The following is a 19,488-nucleotide window of genomic DNA, read 5'->3' as shown; positions in this document are numbered from 1 at the left end:
ATTTAATAAGATGGAATTATTAATGCCTGCGTTGGGCTATTTCGTTTGGACCCTGGTTGCATTCCTGATTGTGTTTTTCATCCTGAAAAAATTTGCCTGGAAGCCCATCCTGTCCACCCTTTCCGAGCGTGAGAAGAACATTGCCGATTCCATTGCGGCTGCAGAAAAAGTGAAGGTGGAAATGGCCCAGATGAAGAGCGAGAATGAAGCCCTGATGGTGAAAGCCCGTGAAGAGCGTTCCCAGATGCTGAAAGAAGCAAAAGAGCTGAAGGATAAGATCGTTAACGAGGCGAAAGAACAGGCAAAGGTTGAAGCCGGAAAGATCATGTCTGATGCACAGGCTTCAATAGAGCAGCAAAAGAATGCCGCGCTTACTGATGTGAAGAACAGCATAGGCAACATGGTGATCGAAGTAACGGAGAAGGTTATCCGCCGCGAGCTGGCCAGCAAGTCAGAGCAGGAGAACTATATCCGCACACTGGCCAACGACCTGGGAACTATCGGAAAGAATTAATTGATTTAACAAGAAGCATCAACCTATGCGCAATACACGTGTTGCCAAAAGATACTCAAAAGCCCTGATGGACATGGCTGTGGAAACCAATCAGGTGGAAGCAGTCAAGAATGATGTGGATACCATCAGGAAGGCTGTTACAGGTGAACTGAACCAGATTCTGATGAGTCCGGTTATCAAGCACGACAAGAAGGTTTCCATCTTCAAAGCCATTTTCAGCGGGAAAGTAACTTCCCTCACGGAATCCTTCTTCAACCTCCTGTTCGCCAAAGGAAGGGAGGTGGCAATGGTTGATATCCTGGATGCATTTGATGCATCCTACAGGGAACTGAAGGGTATCGAGATCATTGAACTGACTACTGCCGTTCCTGTTTCTGAAGAGGTGAAGAATATTGTGAAGAATAATTTCCAGCAGCTGGATCGTTACAAAGGAAAAACAATGGAGGTGCGTGAATCTGTGGATGAAAATATCCTGGGTGGATTTGTAGTACAACTGGGTGACCAGTTATATGATGCCAGTATCCGTCACGATCTGCATTTGATTAAAAAGCAGTTCGTAGAGAACATGTACATTCAGAAAATCAGATAAGAAAAAATAAACCGTCTAAATAAACATTGTATGGTAGACATTAAACCAGATGAAATATCAGCGATACTGCGCCAGCAGCTGAGCAACTTCAACACTTCCGCCGACCTGGAAGAAGTGGGTACCGTTTTGCAGGTGGGTGATGGTATTGCCCGTGTATACGGCCTGAGCAATGTGCGCGCAGGTGAGCTGGTTGAATTTGCCAATGGCGTAAAAGCGATTGCACTGAACCTCGAAGAAGACAACGTGGGTGTGGTATTGATGGGTGAATCTTCTGAGATCAAGGAAGGAGATAAAGTAAAAAGAACCGGTAAGATTGCCTCTATTAAAGTAGGGGATGGCCTGGCTGGCCGTGTGATCAATACCCTCGGCGAACCCATCGATGGAAAGGGTCCGATCCAGGGTGACCTCTATGAAATGCCACTGGAGCGTAAAGCCCCCGGTGTTATCTTCCGTGAGCCGGTAAAAGAGCCGCTGCAGACCGGTATCAAAGCGATTGACGCAATGATTCCCATCGGTCGCGGACAGCGTGAATTGATCATTGGTGACCGCCAGACCGGTAAAACGGCCATTGCGGTAGATACCATCATCAACCAGAAAGAATTCTTCAAGGCAGGCAAGCCTGTATATTGTATTTATGTGGCTATTGGCCAGAAAGCATCCACCATTGCCGGTGTGATGAAGACCCTGGAAGACAACGGTGCCATGGAGTACACTACCATCGTTGCGGCATCAGCATCTGATCCTGCTCCGCTGCAGTTCTATGCTCCATTTGCAGGTGCTGCACTGGGTGAATTCTTCCGCGATACCGGTCGTCCTGCCCTGATCATTTATGATGATCTGTCCAAGCAGGCCGTAGCCTATCGTGAGGTTTCCCTGTTGCTGCGTCGTCCGCCCGGTCGTGAAGCTTACCCCGGTGACGTGTTCTACCTGCACAGTCGTCTGCTCGAGCGTGCCGCCAAGATCATTGGCAAGGATGAAGTAGCCCGCAACATGAACGACCTCCCTGAGAGCATCAAACATCTCGTGAAAGGTGGTGGTTCACTGACTGCCCTGCCGATCATTGAAACACAGGCTGGTGACGTATCTGCCTATATTCCCACCAACGTGATCTCCATTACCGACGGACAGATCTTCCTGGAAGGCAACCTGTTCAACGCCGGTATCCGTCCTGCGATCAACGTGGGTATTTCGGTTAGCCGTGTAGGTGGTAACGCCCAGATCAAATCCATGAAAAAGGTGGCTGGTACCCTGAAACTTGACCAGGCCCTGTACCGTGAAATGGAAGCCTTCTCCAAATTTGGTGGTGACCTCGATGCCGCTACCAAGCTGGTATTGGATAAAGGTGCCCGTAACGTGGAAATCCTGAAGCAGGCACAATATTCTCCCTACCCTGTTGAAAAGCAGGTAGCGATGATTTACCTGGGTACACAGGGTCTGTTGCGCGACGTTCCTGTTAAAAAGGTAAAGGAGTTTGAAGAGCAGTTCCTCATCGAAATGGAAAGCAAACTGCCCAATGTGCTGGCTGAATTCAAAAAGGGCAACCTGCCTGAGGACGGCATCAACAAAATGATTGAGCTGGCAAAGGGAGTGATGGCGCAATATCGATAGTCAATGGTGAATAGTCAATGGTGAATAGTGAATGGTGAATGGGTCAATGAGTGAATGGGGTAACCCGGCGCTTGTTGACCTGTTTTCTTTTATTCCTTATTTACTAAATTCCTACGCTCAACTTTCTTCCATAAAGTTCCATTCGGCGAAAAAATCCGCCAAACACTTGCAAGTTTGAAAAATGCTTTTAATCTTTGTTTTGTTCGACACAATCCAAAGCTCCTCTCGAATTACGCTTTCTGATGATCCTATTACCTCCTTCCAATTTCCTTTGAATCATTAATTCGTATTCCAATACCTATGGGCATTGTTAGATTTCATACCCATAGTTATGTCCAAAGCGTACCCCCAAACCCGTTTAAGCGCCGTCTTCGGTGTAAAAACATTGTTTCTCCTGTTAGGCCTGTCTGCTGTACAGCTGCTGGCCGCCCAATCCCAATTATCATTTAAAAAAGCCACCCTGGTTTCCGGCGAAGACGGAAAAGTAGGTGCCGAATACCTTTTTCCAGCTGTTGTAACCAACAGGGAAGGTGTTTCACTTACTGATTGTATCGTCAGGATTGATGCCATTTCCCAGGGTGTGGTGCTGAAAAATATTGATGCTTCCACTCCGGGTAACGAAAAAGCTTTTCAACCTGTGGTGGAACATAATAATACCATCGGGGCTTCCTCAGTATCGTTCAGTTTTTCCTTTGTTCCCGCTGGTACAGGTGCTGCAGGGAAACAGCTTATTCGTTTTCAGCAACTGGCAGCTTCACTGGGTGGACTAAAAGGTTTCGGTGACGCACAGGAATTTGCTGAGTGTAATATTGGCAAAAGCAGCCAGGTTGTCTTTGAATCACAAAATGAAAACCTGGTGGTGGCAAAAAGCGGCCAGGCATTCAGGGTAGAGAATAAATGGGGAGTGGAGACCAAAGAAAGCCTGCTCCGGCAGTTTGAAAATATAACTTTCGTTAGCCGGGAAGTTGAATCGATACAGCTGAAGTTTGGGGTGAACAGTAAGATGAATATCTGGGCCGGAACCAGTATGTTCAATATCGTATTCAGCCAGCACTTACCTGATATGACAACGGCTTTTAGTCCTGTTACTGATAACAGTGTCCTCGACGGATTGCATCTGGTCAATTCAAATGCTGGAGAAGGATCGAAAATGGATAAAAACAGTAAGGCCGCTGAAGGGCTTCGCCAGGTTGCCATTGAGGTGGAATCGGTTTATGTGCAGGACAGCCTGAAGATCACTATTCCTGCATCATGGGTTGCCCAGGAAGTGACCATTGATTTTTACAGATCCAATGGTGAGATCATCCGTAAAATCACAGAGCATGAGGCCGCCCGCAGGCTGAGTGCAGAAATGTTTGATCTGCCGGCGGGAGGGTACCTGGTCAGGATGAGTTGCAGGAATGAATATGCCGTTCAACACGCAATTCGTACCGAATCACTGTAAGGGGTAAAGCTGTCAGAAATGGATTTAGTTGTTGAATAATATGGCAGGGATGGTAGCAGGAACTGCCAGGATTGAAATTGAAAACCGGCGTACTACCGTAGAAGTATAACCGAAGAATAACGGGGAGATTATTTTTTTGAAACCTTACCTAAACCTTAATACCGTGCATACAACTGATCAACATGAAAGGCATTATTCGGGCGATGAGTGCCGCTTACAGGCATCACCGAAGTCATTTTATAATAAATGGATCATCATTTCCATACTGGCAGCCATCTGGCTTATTGTAACCATCAGTCTGCTGTAACCGGGATATCATATTCAAGATTGTATAGTTTTAAAGGGTACGATCAACAAGGCCTGGCTATTCTTAGCCGGGCCTCATATTTAAATAAAATTAGGTTTATAACATAAACTAGTTTATGTTTGCTTCAAATTTACAGTTGTGAGAAGCCTTATCCTTTTATTTCTGCTTTCAGCTTTAGCGGGTAGCCTTATGAGCCAGGTGTCTGTTTCCGGCAAACTCCTCGACAACAGGGGGAAGCCGGTACCTGGGGCCAGCATCAGCATAAAAGATAGTTATGATGGGGCCACCAGTGATTCGGCCGGATTATTCAGGTTTAGCACAGGTGAAACCGGCCAGAAGCTTTTGGTGATTACCTGCATCGGGTATCATCCCCTTGAAAAGCTGATTGAATTGAATGGGCAGCCTGTGGCGCTTAACCTGGTATTGCGGGAAGAGCCCAATGAACTGAAGGCCGTGGTGGTAACAGCAGGCAGTTTTGAGGCCAGCGATTCCAAACGTACAACTGTACTGAACTCCATTGATATAGTTACTACTGCCAGTGCCAATGCAGATGTTACCGCCGCCATCCGGACCCTTCCCGGTACCCAGCAGGTGGGAGAAAAGGAGGGTTTGTTTGTGAGGGGTGGCAGCGGTGAAGAGGCCAGGGTTTTTATTGATGGTACGCTGGTGAATAATTTCTTTTTTACTTCAGTCCCGGATATCGCATCGAGGGGTCGGTTCTCTCCCTTTCTTTTCAAAGGCACCGTATTTAGTTCCGGAGGCTACTCTGCTTTATACGGGCAGGCATTGTCTGGCGCCCTCATCCTGGAAACCATCGATTTGCCGGAAAGAAGTTCAGCAAGTCTCGGCCTGTCAACTGTGGGGATCAGCGGTGGGTACCAGCAGTTGAACAAGCAGAAAAATGCCAGTTGGGGAGCCAATTACGGGTACACCAACCTGCTTCCATATTTTGAACTGGTTAAGCAGCGGCCGGATTATTTCAAAGTGCCGGCCTTTCATTACGGGGACCTGAACTTCAGGATCAAAACATCCAAAACCGGAATCCTGAAATTCTACGGAACCTTCCAGCAGAGCCAGCTGGGGCTGCGTACTGCTGATATTGATTCTGCTTCCCTTAAAAATGCATTCAGGCTTTCCAATTATAACGTGTACGGCAATCTCTCCTGGAAAGAAAAACTGGGAAAACAATGGAAACTATACCTGGGAGCATCCTATAGTAACAACCTCGATGACATTGGCAACCGTTTACAGGACCAATCAAACCAGGCCGTTGACATCAACCGGATTCCTTTCAGGAATAAAAATTTTGACGGACGCATCCGGTCAGGTTTGGCGCAGGTGAAAACGGTCATAGACAGGCGGCTTGGCGGACTGAGTGTGATCCGTTTCGGCGGGGAATACCTTTATTTCAGGGATGTCGTCAAGTTTAGTGATACGGCTTCCGTTCACACCATCGTCAACGATCATTTTAAAGCTTTGTTTGCGGAAGCGGATATTTACATTTCCAATAATATCGCTGCCAAACTGGGCACGCGGAGGGAACATTCCAGTTTATTGTCAGGAGCCAATATGGCGCCACGTGTATCCCTTGCCTATAAATTGGGAAAAAAAGGGCAGCTGTCCCTTGCCTACGGAATTTTTTACCAGAAGCCCGAACGCAACCAGCTGATGATGAACCCGGATCTCGATTATACGCGGGCTGTGCATTATATAGCCAATTACCAGAAGATTAGTGCCGGTTATACTTTCCGCGCCGAGGCTTTTTATAAAAAGTATGCTGATCTTGTTAAAACCTTTCCCGGAATAAATAATAACGGAAACGGATATGCGAAAGGTGCGGAGGTTTTCTGGCGCGACCGAAAAAGCATCAAGGGGGTTGATTACTGGGTTTCCTATTCATTCCTTGATACCAGGCGCGACTACCTGAATTACCCTTATTCGCTGCAGCCTAATTTTGCCGCAAACCACACGGCCAGCCTGGTAGTAAAGAAATTTATTTCCAAATGGAAGACCCAGGTCAACGGTTCCTATTCATTCGCAACCGGTCGTCCATATTATAATATCAGGTACAACGGGAACGATGGCAAATATTTTATTGCCGACCAGGGGAAGACGCTTGCCTACAATAATCTCAGCTTCAGCCTGAACTACCTGCCTTCAGTAGGAAAAACCAATGCCAGGGCATTCACGGTATGGGTTTTCTCCGTGACCAATGTACTTAACCAGAAACAGGTATATAATTACAATTACTCTTATAACGGATTGAACAGGCAACCCGTTCGTCCGCCTGCCAACCAGTTTTTCTTCCTGGGATGTTTCATCAGCTTTGGTGTTGACAGGACGGATGATGTGATCAATAGTAATTTGTGAGTGTGGTGAACTAAGTCAGATAACAATTAAACCATAAAACATGAAACAGTTTTTTTTAGTCCTTTCATTTTTACTGCCGGCAATGGGTCTGCTGGCTCAGTCGGAAAAGTTTAATACTGCCATGCAGCAGCAGATTGCCAAAATGGATGGCGCCATGCAAAATGGGAGTTTTGGGGAACTCGCCAATAGTTTTGAGCGGATCGGGGATGCTGAAAAAAACCAGTGGCTGCCCTATTATTACGCCGCCTATTGCCAGGTGATGTATTCTTTTACCGAAAAAGATAAATCAAAAGTGGATGCGCTTGCAGACAGGGCAGAGGCGCTTATCACCAAATCGGAAACCATTGCCGGAACAGATAACAGCGAGATCAATGTGATCAAAAGCATGATCGCATCTGCACGCCTGATGGTGGACCCACAGACAAGGTGGATGCAGTTTGGCCAGGTATCCGCTTCCCATCTGGAAAAAGCCAAACAGATGGATCCAACAAATCCACGGCCTGTTTACCTGGAAGGGCAATCAAAGTTTTATACTCCGGCTGAATTCGGAGGCGGAAAGACCGTAGCGGCTCCCTTATTTGAAAAAGCGCTGGTAATGTTCGATAGTTTTAAACCGGCAACCCAATTGCACCCTGCCTGGGGCAAGGCTGCTACCCAATACTTTTTGTCGCAGTGTAAATAAGAAGTAATAATATTGACCCTGACGGAGCCGGCGGTCATGGATATACCGATGGTTGCGCCTGACATGAACTTTGCCTGAATATTATTTGAATGCAGGTATAAAAAATAAGTGTATGGCAGAAAAGAAAATGTCTGAATCCGAAAGCCTGGAGCTGATACAAAATATGATTCAGACTGCAAGGGATGAACACAACGACAATGGCCTTGGCTGGAGAGTATGGGGCTGGGTATTGTTTGTCGCATCATTTGGCACCTACCTGTCAATGGAATTCCGGTGGAAAGGGAGTTACTGGCTGTGGAACCTGGCACTCCCCGTTGGTATAGTGCTGATGGTGTTAAGTGCCCTGCGAAAAAGGACGCATAAGAAAAACCTGACTTATGCCCAGGACCTGCTGGACAGGATCGGGATTGGTTTTTTTGCCAGTCTCCTGTCCATGATTGCCGGTATCAATATTTATTTTGCCTATACAACTGACCCGGGTGATATTGATTTCTGGGGCTTCTTTTATATACTTTATGCGTTCTGGATGTATATCCACGGTTCGGCACTCAAGTTCAGGCCCCTGATCATTGGCGCAGTCCTGAACTGGCTGGCCGGCATACTGATGTTCAGGGTATCCGACATGAAATATGAAATGCTGATCGGCGCCATTGCCATCCTGCTGGGTTACCTGGTGCCCGGATACCTGCTTTTCCTGCAATCAAAAAAGAGGAGATCCTGATGAATGTTTAAAGAACTCGATCCCATATTGCATACTCCCCTGCGACTGGCAGTAGTGTCACTTCTTATCAGTGTAAGGGAGGCGGAGTTTACCTTTATCAGGGAAAAAACCAACGCAACAGCCGGTAACCTCAGTGTGCAACTCAATAAACTGAAGGATGCCGGCTATATTGACATTATAAAACAATTCCGGGATAATTATCCCCAGACCATCTGTAAGATCACACCAACTGGAATAAAGGCCTTCGAGGAATATGTGGCCAATCTGCAAACCTACCTGAAGGCAGGTCAATGAGTGAAAGGATTGCACCCGCTGAACTTTCTGACCCGGCTGCTGTTATTAATCCAACCAATTTCACCGGCATGACGCCCCTCATAGAAGTTAAGAACCTGGTAAAACGATTTGATGACCTGGTGGCAGTGGATGATCTCTCCTTTACTGTTTACCCTGCTGATGTGTATGGTTTCCTTGGGCAGAACGGAGCCGGCAAATCCACTTCTATACGGATGCTGCTTTCCCTGATCAAACCAACATCCGGTGAGATCAGTCTTTTCGGAATGGACCTGCAAAAGCATCGCTTCGAAATCCTGCGAAGGGTGGGGGCGGTGATTGAGCGGCCGGATCTCTATAAATACCTGAGTGCCATTGATAACCTGTCGATCTTCGCCCGGATGAGCGGAATCAGGCCTGGCAGGAAACAATTGATGGAGCAACTCGAAATGGTTGGACTGGCTGAAAGAGCTGATGGCAAGGTCCGTACATATTCGCAGGGTATGAAACAGCGCTTAGGCATTGCCGTTGCACTGGTGCATGATCCCGACCTTGTTATACTGGATGAACCCACCAACGGACTCGATCCCCAGGGTATTGCGGATATGCGCAATCTTATCCTGCGTCTGAGCCGCGAAATGGGTAAAACAGTATTGGTGTCCTCTCACCTGCTCTCTGAAATTGAACAGGTGGCCACGCGTATGATCATTATTGACAAAGGCCGCAAGATGGTGGAAGGGGGCGTGGCAGAATTGTTCAAGCCTTCCAACAGCCGCATACACATAAAAGTTGAACAACCCGGAAGGGCCTGGCAATTGCTGCAGCAGTCAGAATGGAAGCCTTTCATGGAGCAGGGACCGGACGGGGAACTCATAGTGATCATGTCACCCGACAAAGTGCCTGCACTTGCAAGTGAACTGGTGCAACAGGGGGTGGGGCTGTTATCCATCCGTTCTGCCAATTCGCTGGAAGAATATTTTTTATCCCTAACCTCAGGAAAGCAACATGTGGCCTCTTTTAAGCATTGAGTTATACAAGATTTTCAGCCGTCCGCGAACCTATATCAGCTTTGCTGCCATCGGCGCAATAGTGGTGCTGATCCTGCTGGCGTTCTATGTGGATGGGAACAATTACATGGATTTCGGGCTGCAATCGATCAGCCAGACTTTTGATATCCGGGGAAAAGTGCTGAATGGTTACCTCGTTTGTTATATTATTCTTCAGACCCTGCTGATTCATGTGCCACTTCTGATCGCACTGGTTGCCGGCGACCAGGTGGCGGGTGAAGCCAATATGGGAACCCTGCGTCTGCTGATCACAAAACCGGTAAGCCGCACCAGGCTCCTGCTGGCGAAGTTCGCAGCCTCTGTCGTGTATACCCTTGGTCTGCTGGTCTGGATGGCTTTCCTGTCTTTACTGGTATCTGTTATAATCTTCGGTACCGGCGACCTGATGATACTGAAAAGTGAAGAGGTTGTATTGCTGGACAAGGCTGACGTCCTGTGGCGCTACTTTGCAGCTTTCGGATTCGCCGCCATTGCTATGACTACCGTGGCGGCCCTTGCATTTCTCCTTTCCATCTATGCCGAGAATTCCATCGGACCGATCGTTTCCACCATGAGTGTGATCATAGTATTTACTATATTATCAACCTTGGATATTCCCATTTTTAATGCCATCAAACCTTATCTGTTTACCACGCATATGATCGGGTGGAAAGGTTTTTTTGATTCCCCGGTTTCCTGGGAGCCCGTAGTCGAATCCGCCCTGATCCTGGTGTTGCATATTGTGGCACTGCTGGGTGTTTCAATATTTGTATTTAACAGAAAAGATATTTTGTCCTGATATGAAAACAAGAGTCCTGATATTGCTGATGGTGTGTTGCGCTGTGCTGGATGTTTCCGCCCAGGATGCCAATGCATTATTGATAAAAGTGAAAGAGAAGCTGCAGAAAGTAAAAGATTACAAAGGGGACGCCCGGCTGATCACGAATGTTAGTTTCATGAATATACCTGATTCCAAAGTGAAGGTTTATTTCCGGTTTCCCGACCAGTTCAAGATTGTAAAGGAAAATGGGGTGTCCATACTCCCCAAAGGAGGAACCAGTGTAAGCCTGAATTCACTTATTTCAGGAAAGGATTTTGTTGCTGTGCCGGGTGGTTATGTTACTGTTGAGAAGAGAAAACTGGCTGTTTTAAAATTATTGCCTGTTACTGAAAGCAGTGATATGGTGCTGACAACGCTCTTGGTGGAGGAGTCTAGTGGGCTGGTATATCGTTCCACCACCACCACCAGGGAGAATGGTACTTACGAGACTAACCTGGAATATGGCAGGTATGCTGCATGGGGATTGCCGGATAAAGTGTTGTTTGTCTTCAATACCAATACGTACAAACTGCCAAAGGGGGTGACGATGGAATATGAAGGCAGCAAAAAGGCCGCCGCTCAAAAACCAGCCGGCGATGGCAAAGGCAGGATTTCAATCATATATTCCCGCTATGAAATAAACAAGGGAATTCCCGCCTCCTTTTTTTAATGCGTCTGACGCGCGTCTGACGTACGTCAGACGTATGTCAGACGCGCGTCAGACGCATTAAATTTATTCGAGGTCAATTCTTTCGTCAACCGCATTGGCCAGCAGGCGGTTGGTTACCTTTTTCAGGGGGTTCTTCCTGTTCTCGGTGAATTCCATTCTCTGGCGAATAATGTCTACGCAGGTGAAAATGGCGCTGTACATGGAACTCTCGTCTGCTTTGTTTTTTCCGGCGATATCAAATGCAGTGCCATGGTCGGGGGAGGTCCGCACCACGGGAAGTCCGGCTGTGAAATTCACGCCTTCGCCGTGCGCCAGCGACTTGAATGGGATAAGTCCCTGGTCGTGGTACATGGCCAGGACGGCATCAAACCGCTCGTGGTAGCCCCTGGCAAAAAAAGCATCGGCAGAAAAAGGTCCCTGCACTATGCTGCGGCCCTGTTGCTTGAATTCCCTGATGGCCGGCCTGATGATATTTTCTTCTTCATTGCCGATCAATCCTTCATCACCGGCATGGGGATTCAGACCAAGTACCGCTATTTTAGGCTTATCGATACCAAAATCGCGGACCATGCTTTCTTCTACCATCTTAAGCTTGGACACAATATTCTGTTTGGTGATATGGGGGGCGATTTCATTGACAGGCACATGTTCGGTGAGCAGGGCCACTTTCATATTGGATGCCACCATCAGCATGACTACTTCCTTTGCCCCAAAAGTATCTTTCAGGTAAGGTGTATGGCCGGTATAGGGAAAGGCCTCCGTATGGGTATTCTTTTTATGGATCGGTGCGGTAACCAGACCCTGGATTTGTCCGTCCTTTAATGCCTGGACAGCCGTGGTCAGTGAAAGGATCGCATACTGCCCACCGGTATCAGTCAGTTGGCCGGGAGTGATCGCAACCTCTTCTTCCCAACAGTTGAAGATATTCACCTGTTTAGGGTTGATCCGGGTGAAATCCTTGATGTTCTGGACATTGAAATTACTTTCCGGCATGGATTTGCGGTAAAAATTGACCGCCTTATTGGAAGCAAATATGATGGGGGTGCATATTTCAAGCAGGCGGCTGTTGCTGACGGTTTTGATAATCAGTTCGAGGCCGATCCCATTCAGGTCGCCGCAGCTGATGCCAATAACCGGGCGGGTATATTCCGGGGAAGTTTGCATGTTATCTGTAGTTATAAAGGGTAAAAATACAATATTCAGGGGGCGCCGGCAATACTGTATTTTTGCTGCCGATGTACACATTGAAAAAATCACTCGGACAACATTTTCTGCGCGATGAAAATATCTGCAGGAAGATTGTATCGGCATTGCAGGAATATCCCTTTGATCGCCTGCTGGAAGTGGGTCCGGGTGGCGGCGCACTGACCAAATACCTGCTTGAACTGGAAGGAATTGATTTTAAGGCGGTGGAACTGGATATGGAAAAGGTGGAATACCTGGAAAGAACCTACCCTTCCATTAAAGGAAAACTCATCCATCGAAGTTTCCTGGAAATAGATCCTCCGTTTGACCAGCCATTCACCGTGGTGGGAAACTTCCCCTACAATATATCCACTCAGATATTATTCAAGGTGCTTGACTGGGGTGAACAGGTGGAAGCGGTGATCGGCATGTTCCAGAAAGAAGTGGCGCAGAGGGTCGCTGCTGCATCAGGCAACAAGGTATATGGTGTGATGAGCGTATTGGTACAGGCTTTTTACAGGGTGGAATACCTGTTTGATGTACCTCCCGGATGTTTTAATCCCCCACCTAAGGTAATGAGCGGGGTGATCAGGCTGCTGCCCCGAAAGGATATACCAGTCATGCGCAGCCGAAAAGCTTTCACCCTTCTGGTGAAAACTGCGTTTAACCAGCGCCGCAAAACACTAAGGAATGCGGTAAGGGGGTTGTTTCCGCCGGAAATACTGGCGGATGAGTTTTTTAACCAGAGAGCCGAGCAACTCACAGTGGAGCAGTTCGCTGAATTAACCTTTAAAATGAACGGATAATGTCTAAAGTGCTGATAACAGCAAAAGTGCATCCATGGATGAAGGAACACCTGGAAGAGAAAGGTTTTACCGTTTCCTACCTGCCTGCCATCACTTATGATGAGTTGAAGGATGAAATAAAAGATGCAGTAGGGTTGGTTGTAACCACCAGGCTGAAAATTGACCGGGTGATCATAGATGCGGCAGCGGACCTGAAATGGATTGGCCGTCTGGGAAGCGGTATGGAACTGATAGATGTGGATTATGCCGAATCCAAAGGTATTACATGTGTCAGCAGTCCGGAGGGCAACCGGATTGCTGTTGCAGAACATGAACTGGGCATGTTGCTGGTTTTGCTGAACAAGCTCCATACCAGTGCCGCTGAAGTCAAAGAAGGTAAATGGATCCGCGATGCCAACAGGGGCACAGAACTGAGCGGTAAGACTGTAGGAATCATCGGGTTTGGAAATACAGGCTCAGCTTTTGCACGACTCCTGGAGCCTTTTGGGGTGACCGTTCTGGCATATGATAAATTTCGTTTTGGTTTCGGGAGGGATTATATAAAGGAAGCCAACCTCGAACAAATCGGGCGCTATTCCAATGTGGTCAGCTTTCATGTACCCCTGACACAGGAAACCAGGCATATGGCGGGGGATGATTTTTTCAACAGCCTGGCCCTGCAACCCGTATTCCTGAATACCTGCCGGGGTAAAGTGCATGATACAGGCGCGGTGATCAGGGCGCTTGACGGAGGTAAAATTTCGGCAGCCGGACTGGATGTGCTGGAAAATGAGAAGCTGGACACTTATTCGGAAGCCGAAAAGGCAGAGCTGGAATGGCTTTGCCGGCAACCTAATGTACTGGTAACACCCCATATTGCCGGATATACCCATGAGGCATTTTTGAAAATGGCCCAGGTGGTCATTGAAAAACTAAGTCCAAAACATGTGTAAAATTTATAATATCAATATTAAATTATTTTTAATATAATCATTGGTAGATTAACAATATCTATTTTAACAAATATTTATGTTAAAATAAAAAACCTATCTTGTCGCTGTAACTAAAACAACAGCAATGAGAAAATTTCTAACACTGCTAGCCGGAGGCATATTGTTTTGTGCCCTGGCATTCGGGCAGGCAAAAACGGTAAGCGGCCGGGTAACAGACAGCAAAGGAAATCCTGTCCCTTACGCTACCATCAAGGTTAAGGGGACCACGCAAGGGGTGTCTGCCGACCAGAACGGTAATTACAGTATTTCTGTTAAACCCGGGGATATTCTGGTGATTTCTTCCACCGACATTACAACAAAAGAAGTTACTGTAGGAGATGCAGCCACTTTAAACGTTTCCGTTGAGCAGGCCGATGCTGAGCTTAGTGAAGTAGTGGTAACAGCACTTGGTATCAAGCGCGAAAAAAAAGCCCTTGGATATGCAGCCCAGGAAGTAAGCGGAGCGAACCTGAACTTTACCAATAACGTAGACGTTTCCACTGCACTGGCAGGGAAAGTAGCCGGTGTGCGTTTGTTAGGCTCCCCTTCCTCCACTTTTGATAACGCAGGTGTAATGATTCGTGGTGTACAGGGTTTGTCCCTTACACCGGCACTCTTCATCCTGGATGGTACTCCGGTTGACCAGAATGCGGTGAGCATGGAGAGTGTTGAATCTGTTACGGTACTGAAAGGTGCTGCCGCAACCGCTCTGTATGGTCAGCGCGGTGCCAATGGGGTAGTAGTGATGACATCCAAAAAAGGCAAACGGGGCGCCGGTTCTTCTGTAGATTTCAAAACCAGCGCCAGTTTTGAAAATGTGGCTTTATTGCCTAAATACCAGAACGAGTATGCGGGTGGTTATAGTTCTGCAAGGCTGGCTCCCAGCAGCAGTTTCACCCAGGATGGCTGGTACAAATTCAAGTACAATGCCTCCCGCCACCCGGCCGATTGGGCCGCTTTCGACGGACAGTATATCCTCGAATATGGTGCGGATGAAAGCTGGGGACCAAAGATCGACGGAACTTCACAGTACCGTCCCTGGTACAGCTGGTATCCCGGTGAAAATTTCGGTAAGCTGGCTACCATGGTGGCCCAGCCTGATAACGTAAAAGACTATTTTGAAACCGGTCGTAACCTGACCAACTCCATCTCTTTTACCAATTCCGGTTCCAATTACAATTTCCGCATGGGTTATATGAACCAGGACAGAACCCTGGTATTACCCAATACAAAAAGACAATTACACCAGCTGAGCCTGAATGGTATTTATGATATCAGCAGCCGGTTGAGTTTGTCAACCGATGTGAGTTATACCTATGATGATCGTTTTGGTCAGCCATATGAGACCTATCGCAATGATGGACTGAACGTTACCCAGAACTTTAACCAGTGGTTCCAGCGCCAGTTGGATATGAAAGGCATGAGGCGTTACCGCGAGCCGGATGGTCGCGTAAATTCCTGGAATATTGGTGATCCGAATGGTACAGGTGATTTTGATGTATTACTGGCGCCCCAATACTGGGACAACCCTTATTACATCGCGTATGAAGCCTATGGAACCGGAAGGACCAACCGCCTGGTTGGAAACGTTGGACTGACGGCTGAACTGGCCAAGGGATTGAAATGGTATTCCTATGTAAGGAAGAGTTCTTACAACGCAGTGAGCGATTTCAGGAGGGGAACCGGTGGCCTGGAACTGGATGCCTACCAGAACGCCACAGATGCCTTCAATGAAATGAACTATGAGACCAACCTGGGTTATGTGAAAAAATTTGGTGACATTTCCTTTGATGGTTATGTGGGTGGTAATATCCGCAAAAGCCTGAGAGAATTGAACTACATGGGAACCAATGGCGGATTATCTGTGCCAAACTGGTTTAACATCAGGGCAAGTAAAGCCACTCCGACCTATACAAACGATATGTCTCGTTTTCTCGTAAGGAGCTTATATGGTAAGGCTTCATTTGGATATAAGAACTTCCTCTTCCTGGATGGTACTTTGAGGAATGACTGGTCTTCTTCCCTGCCTTCCACTGATAACTCCTACCTCTACTATTCCGTTACCGGTAGCTTTGTGTTTTCCGACCTGATGAAGGGTGGAATCAAAGACTGGCTGACATTTGGCAAGGTTCGGGTGGCCTACGCTTCCGTAGGTTCAGATATCGGATTTGCTGAAGTAAATACGGCACTTACCGGCCGCCAGCCTTTCTCTGGAACGCCGGCAGTTACTGTAGGAGATATTTATCGTTCAGGCAGAATCAGGCCAGCTTTGTCCAAATCATTCGAAGTGGGTACTGAACTGAAGTTCTTCAACAGACTGGGAGTTGACTTCGCTTACTATAAGAATAATAACATTGATCAGATCATTAACGTGGACGTATCCAATGCGAGCGGATTCAACCAGGTACAGATCAACGCCGGAAAAATTCAATCCACCGGTTGGGATCTTACCCTTACCGGAGATATCCTGTCTGACCGCAATAAAAACTGGCAGATGATCTTTAACCTCGGTAGCAACACCACCAAAGTAGTGGAACTGGCTGATGGTTTGGATGTTTACCTCTATGATGGTTCCGGTGATGAAAGGCTGGAGCACAGGGTTGGTCGTGAGTGGGGAACCCTGATCGGAAGGAAATATAAGGTGGATCCTAAAAATGGTAAAACCGTTCTCTTCGCCAGTGGATTGCCTGATTATGTAACCAACCAGGAAATTGGTAGCGTGCTGCCCGATTTTACCGGAGGTTTGATCAACAATTTCCGCTACAAAAATTTCGAACTGTCTTTCTCCATCGATTTCCAAAAGGGAGGTATGTTCCGCTCCGTAACCCGTCGTTATCTCGAGGGAGCCGGACTGGCTGCTGAAACTGTTGGTGTAAACGACAAAGGAAATGACATTCGGATGTATCCCAGCTTAGGCGGTGGTGTGAGAATGGATGGTAGTGATGGCAATGGCGCCGACCGCACCGTTTACATCCCTGCACGTAACTACTACTATACTGCCGCTCAGCGCGACACCCGCAACTTCGTATACGATGCCTCTTATGTGAAATTGCGTGAAGTACGTCTGGGTTATAATTTCCCGGCATCAGTGGCCAATAAGCTGTATGCCAAGAATGCTAACTTCAGCGTATTCGTAAGCAATGCCTGGCTGATTTACGCAGAAAGTAAAGACCTGGGAATTGATCCGTCAGAATTGGAAGCATCCTGGACAGAAGGTGGTCAGTTGAGTTCCACCAGGCAAATTGGTGCTGCCCTGAAACTTACCTTCTAATCGAAAAAACAATTAACAATGAGAAACATTTTATATAAGACCTTGATCTGTGCTACACTGGCAACCAGTGCTGCCTCCTGCTCAAAGTTTGATGATGATTTTAACGTCAACCCGAATCAGCCCAGTCCGAATGCACTGGAAACAAAATTTTTGCTGACCAGTGCACTCATGTACGTGGATGATGCGGCTTTTTCCATCAACGCAGGCAATTTTTATGTTCAGTATCTGGCTGAGGGACCCTATCCCGGGGCTTCCCTTTACAATGGCCGGAACTTCGACTGGAATACTTTCTTCCTGAACCCGCTGTATGACCTGCAGCGTATTGAGGATATGGTAAATACCAGTGCACCGGGTTCCGGTGACGGTAATGGCAGCAAGGCCAATCAACTGGCAGTAGCCTCCATCCTGAAATCGTATTATTTCATTCATATGACCGACCGTTGGGGCGCAATTCCTTATACGGAGGCGCTGAAGGGGTCTGATGGACTTTCACCCGCCTATGATTCCCAGCAATCTATTTACAATGATGTATTCACCAAACTCGCAGCAGCCGTTTCTTCCATAGATGCTGGAAATGGTGTTGCCGGTGATATCCTGCTGGGCGGTGATATGGGTGCCTGGAAAAAATTTGCCAATACCCTCCGCATGACCATGGCGCTTCGCCTTTCCAAAGTGGATGCGACCAAGGGTAAGGCAGAATTCCTCGCGGCAATGAATGCCAGCGGTGGTGTACTTGCTTCAAATGGTGATAATATCAATTTTAAATTCCTGAACGATCCCAACTATTTCAACCCCTGGTATTCCAACTATACCATCAGTAACCGTAATGATTATGCGATCAGTACCAAACTGGCGGATTATATGCTGGATAATGGCGATAAGCGCATTGCCGTTTATGCTGAAAAACTGTCGGGTTCTACGCCTTATGTAGGACTGGAATATGGTTCTGCTTCTGCCAAGAACATTCCGGCAGCCTACAGCCGCATTGGTGATGCATTCCGCGGACCAACCAGTCCGGCGCGAATTTTCAACTACCCCCAGGTACTGTTCATGATGGCCGAGGCTGCGAAGCTTGGTTGGATTGACGGTGGTGATGCGGTTGCGGCTGATCATTACGCTAATGCCATCAAGGCTTCCTGGGAAATGAATGGTGTGTATGATGCGGCTGATTACGCTGTATATATGGCCAATGTTCCCTATGTGGCCGGAAATGGTATTGAGCGCATTATGACCGAGAAGTGGGTACACAACTACCTGAATGGTTATGAGGCCTGGAGTGATTGGAGAAGAACAGGTTTCCCCGTACTGGAGCCGGCCGAAGATGCGGTTGACAGTCGCGGTATTCCGGTTCGTCAGGGCTATCCTACCAAGGAAGGCTCCCTCAACAAAGCCAGTTATGATGCGGCTGTAGCAGCCCAGGGTGAAGACCACAATTATACCCCTGTTTGGTGGGATAAATAATCCAAAATGTATTCTAAATAGCTAAAGATCAATATTTTAGATAAAAAGGGCTGCCTGCTTTAGGCAGTCCTTTTTATTTACTGGCAATCTTGGACAATAGCATTAAGTTCCCTATATTTGTAGCTAATTAAGTGCAACGCTTTCGCATCTGCTGAAGGCGTTGTTCTTTTTTTTTACTTTTTAACCAAAGGAGGTTAATTATGTCTGATGTAATTTATGTATCTAAAGAAACCCTTGAACAAATGAAGGCGGAACTACAGCATATGAAGGCTGTGGAGCGTCCTGCCGCTTCAAGAGCGATTGCGGAAGCAAGAGAAAAAGGTGATTTGCGTGAGAATGCCGAATATGATGCAGCTAAAGAGGCACAGGGGATCCTGGAGGCCAAGATCAAAAAAATGGAAGGAGATCTTGCCAATGCCCGGATCCTGGAAGCTGATGCGATCGATACCAGCAAGGTTTCCATCCTCACAAAAGTTACTGTGTCCAATATGACAACCAGGAAGACCGTTACTTACCAGATCGTTTCCGAAAAGGAGGCTGATCTGAAGTCGGGCAAGATCTCGGTAACCTCGCCCATCGGGCAGGGACTGCTGGGTAAAACTGTTGGGGAGGTGGCTGAAGTTAAAGCCCCGGCGGGAATTCTTAAGTTTAAAGTAGAAGAAATCACTGCATAAACGGGTTTTGTTGCATACCCGAAGGATTCAATGTGTTTTAAAGCAGTCGCAATTGCGGCTGCTTTTTTTATAGCATTTA

At 47.3% G+C, this 19,488-nt stretch carries 18 protein-coding genes; 17 read left to right on the top strand and 1 reads right to left on the bottom strand.

Annotated features, from left to right (window positions below; all coding sequences use genetic code 11):
• Nucleotides 1–10: 10 nt before the first annotated feature.
• The 12 genes from atpF to BC349_RS08065 all read left to right on the top strand — a co-directional run bounded on the left by atpF (nucleotide 11) and on the right by BC349_RS08065 (nucleotide 11,041).
• Nucleotides 11–514: a F0F1 ATP synthase subunit B gene (gene atpF / locus BC349_RS08120; protein ID WP_187256251.1), complete on the top strand. Its 504-nt coding sequence runs from the start codon at nucleotides 11–13 to the stop codon at nucleotides 512–514.
• Between the two features lie 25 nt (nucleotides 515–539).
• Entirely contained in the window at nucleotides 540–1,103 is a 564-nt protein-coding gene (atpH, locus tag BC349_RS08115; protein WP_187256250.1) for an ATP synthase F1 subunit delta, read from the top strand.
• Between the two features lie 30 nt (nucleotides 1,104–1,133).
• Nucleotides 1,134–2,711, top strand: coding sequence for a F0F1 ATP synthase subunit alpha (gene atpA / locus BC349_RS08110; protein WP_187256249.1), 1,578 nt, complete (start codon nucleotides 1,134–1,136; stop codon nucleotides 2,709–2,711).
• 331 nt (nucleotides 2,712–3,042) lie between these two features.
• Nucleotides 3,043–4,155, top strand: coding sequence for a hypothetical protein (locus tag BC349_RS08105; RefSeq protein ID WP_187256248.1), 1,113 nt, complete (start codon nucleotides 3,043–3,045; stop codon nucleotides 4,153–4,155).
• Between the two features lie 163 nt (nucleotides 4,156–4,318).
• The gene (locus BC349_RS08100; RefSeq protein ID WP_187256247.1) at nucleotides 4,319–4,462 is read left to right on the top strand and encodes a hypothetical protein; all 144 of its coding nucleotides are present in this window, start codon (nucleotides 4,319–4,321) and stop codon (nucleotides 4,460–4,462) included.
• Nucleotides 4,463–4,600: 138 nt separating this feature from the next.
• A complete protein-coding gene (locus tag BC349_RS08095; RefSeq protein ID WP_343063674.1) occupies nucleotides 4,601–6,832 on the top strand; it encodes a TonB-dependent receptor in 2,232 nt (743 codons plus the stop codon).
• Nucleotides 6,833–6,872: 40 nt separating this feature from the next.
• Nucleotides 6,873–7,514: a hypothetical protein gene (locus BC349_RS08090; protein ID WP_187256246.1), complete on the top strand. Its 642-nt coding sequence runs from the start codon at nucleotides 6,873–6,875 to the stop codon at nucleotides 7,512–7,514.
• Nucleotides 7,515–7,626: 112 nt separating this feature from the next.
• A complete protein-coding gene (locus BC349_RS08085; protein ID WP_187256245.1) occupies nucleotides 7,627–8,235 on the top strand; it encodes a hypothetical protein in 609 nt (202 codons plus the stop codon).
• A 3-nt stretch (nucleotides 8,236–8,238) separates the two neighbouring features.
• Nucleotides 8,239–8,529: a winged helix-turn-helix domain-containing protein gene (locus BC349_RS08080; RefSeq protein WP_187256244.1), complete on the top strand. Its 291-nt coding sequence runs from the start codon at nucleotides 8,239–8,241 to the stop codon at nucleotides 8,527–8,529.
• Nucleotides 8,526–9,533: an ABC transporter ATP-binding protein gene (locus BC349_RS08075; RefSeq protein ID WP_246456859.1), complete on the top strand. Its 1,008-nt coding sequence runs from the start codon at nucleotides 8,526–8,528 to the stop codon at nucleotides 9,531–9,533. Before BC349_RS08080 ends, BC349_RS08075 begins: the two co-directional genes overlap by 4 nt.
• A complete protein-coding gene (locus BC349_RS08070) occupies nucleotides 9,511–10,350 on the top strand; it encodes an ABC transporter permease (RefSeq protein WP_187256243.1) in 840 nt (279 codons plus the stop codon). Before BC349_RS08075 ends, BC349_RS08070 begins: the two co-directional genes overlap by 23 nt.
• A gap of 1 nt (nucleotide 10,351) precedes the next feature.
• Nucleotides 10,352–11,041: a LolA family protein gene (locus tag BC349_RS08065; RefSeq protein WP_187256242.1), complete on the top strand. Its 690-nt coding sequence runs from the start codon at nucleotides 10,352–10,354 to the stop codon at nucleotides 11,039–11,041.
• A 63-nt stretch (nucleotides 11,042–11,104) separates the two neighbouring features.
• Here BC349_RS08065 and pdxA read toward each other — a convergent pair whose 3' ends face one another.
• Entirely contained in the window at nucleotides 11,105–12,205 is a 1,101-nt protein-coding gene (gene pdxA / locus BC349_RS08060; protein WP_187256241.1) for a 4-hydroxythreonine-4-phosphate dehydrogenase PdxA, read from the bottom strand.
• 71 nt (nucleotides 12,206–12,276) lie between these two features.
• Between pdxA and rsmA the strand changes: the two genes are divergently transcribed.
• The 5 genes from rsmA (at nucleotide 12,277) to greA (ending at nucleotide 19,409) form a co-directional block, all read left to right on the top strand.
• Entirely contained in the window at nucleotides 12,277–13,032 is a 756-nt protein-coding gene (gene rsmA / locus BC349_RS08055; RefSeq protein WP_187256240.1) for a 16S rRNA (adenine(1518)-N(6)/adenine(1519)-N(6))-dimethyltransferase RsmA, read from the top strand.
• Complete coding sequence (locus BC349_RS08050; protein WP_222840120.1) at nucleotides 13,032–13,964, top strand: NAD(P)-dependent oxidoreductase; 933 nt, start codon at nucleotides 13,032–13,034, stop codon at nucleotides 13,962–13,964. Before rsmA ends, BC349_RS08050 begins: the two co-directional genes overlap by 1 nt.
• 124 nt (nucleotides 13,965–14,088) lie before the next feature.
• Complete coding sequence (locus tag BC349_RS08045; RefSeq protein ID WP_187256239.1) at nucleotides 14,089–17,274, top strand: SusC/RagA family TonB-linked outer membrane protein; 3,186 nt, start codon at nucleotides 14,089–14,091, stop codon at nucleotides 17,272–17,274.
• An 18-nt stretch (nucleotides 17,275–17,292) separates the two neighbouring features.
• The gene (locus tag BC349_RS08040; RefSeq protein WP_187256238.1) at nucleotides 17,293–18,735 is read left to right on the top strand and encodes a SusD/RagB family nutrient-binding outer membrane lipoprotein; all 1,443 of its coding nucleotides are present in this window, start codon (nucleotides 17,293–17,295) and stop codon (nucleotides 18,733–18,735) included.
• A 200-nt stretch (nucleotides 18,736–18,935) separates the two neighbouring features.
• Nucleotides 18,936–19,409, top strand: a complete 474-nt coding sequence (greA, locus tag BC349_RS08035) for a transcription elongation factor GreA (RefSeq protein ID WP_187256237.1) — start codon at nucleotides 18,936–18,938, stop codon at nucleotides 19,407–19,409.
• Nucleotides 19,410–19,488 lie beyond the last annotated feature (79 nt).

Origin of the sequence: Flavihumibacter stibioxidans, assembly GCF_014332695.1 — a bacterium.
In the GTDB taxonomy this organism is placed as follows: domain Bacteria; phylum Bacteroidota; class Bacteroidia; order Chitinophagales; family Chitinophagaceae; genus Flavihumibacter; species Flavihumibacter stibioxidans.
The sequence above is the reverse complement of the archived record's forward strand: the minus strand, read 5'-3'. Positions and strand labels throughout refer to the sequence as shown.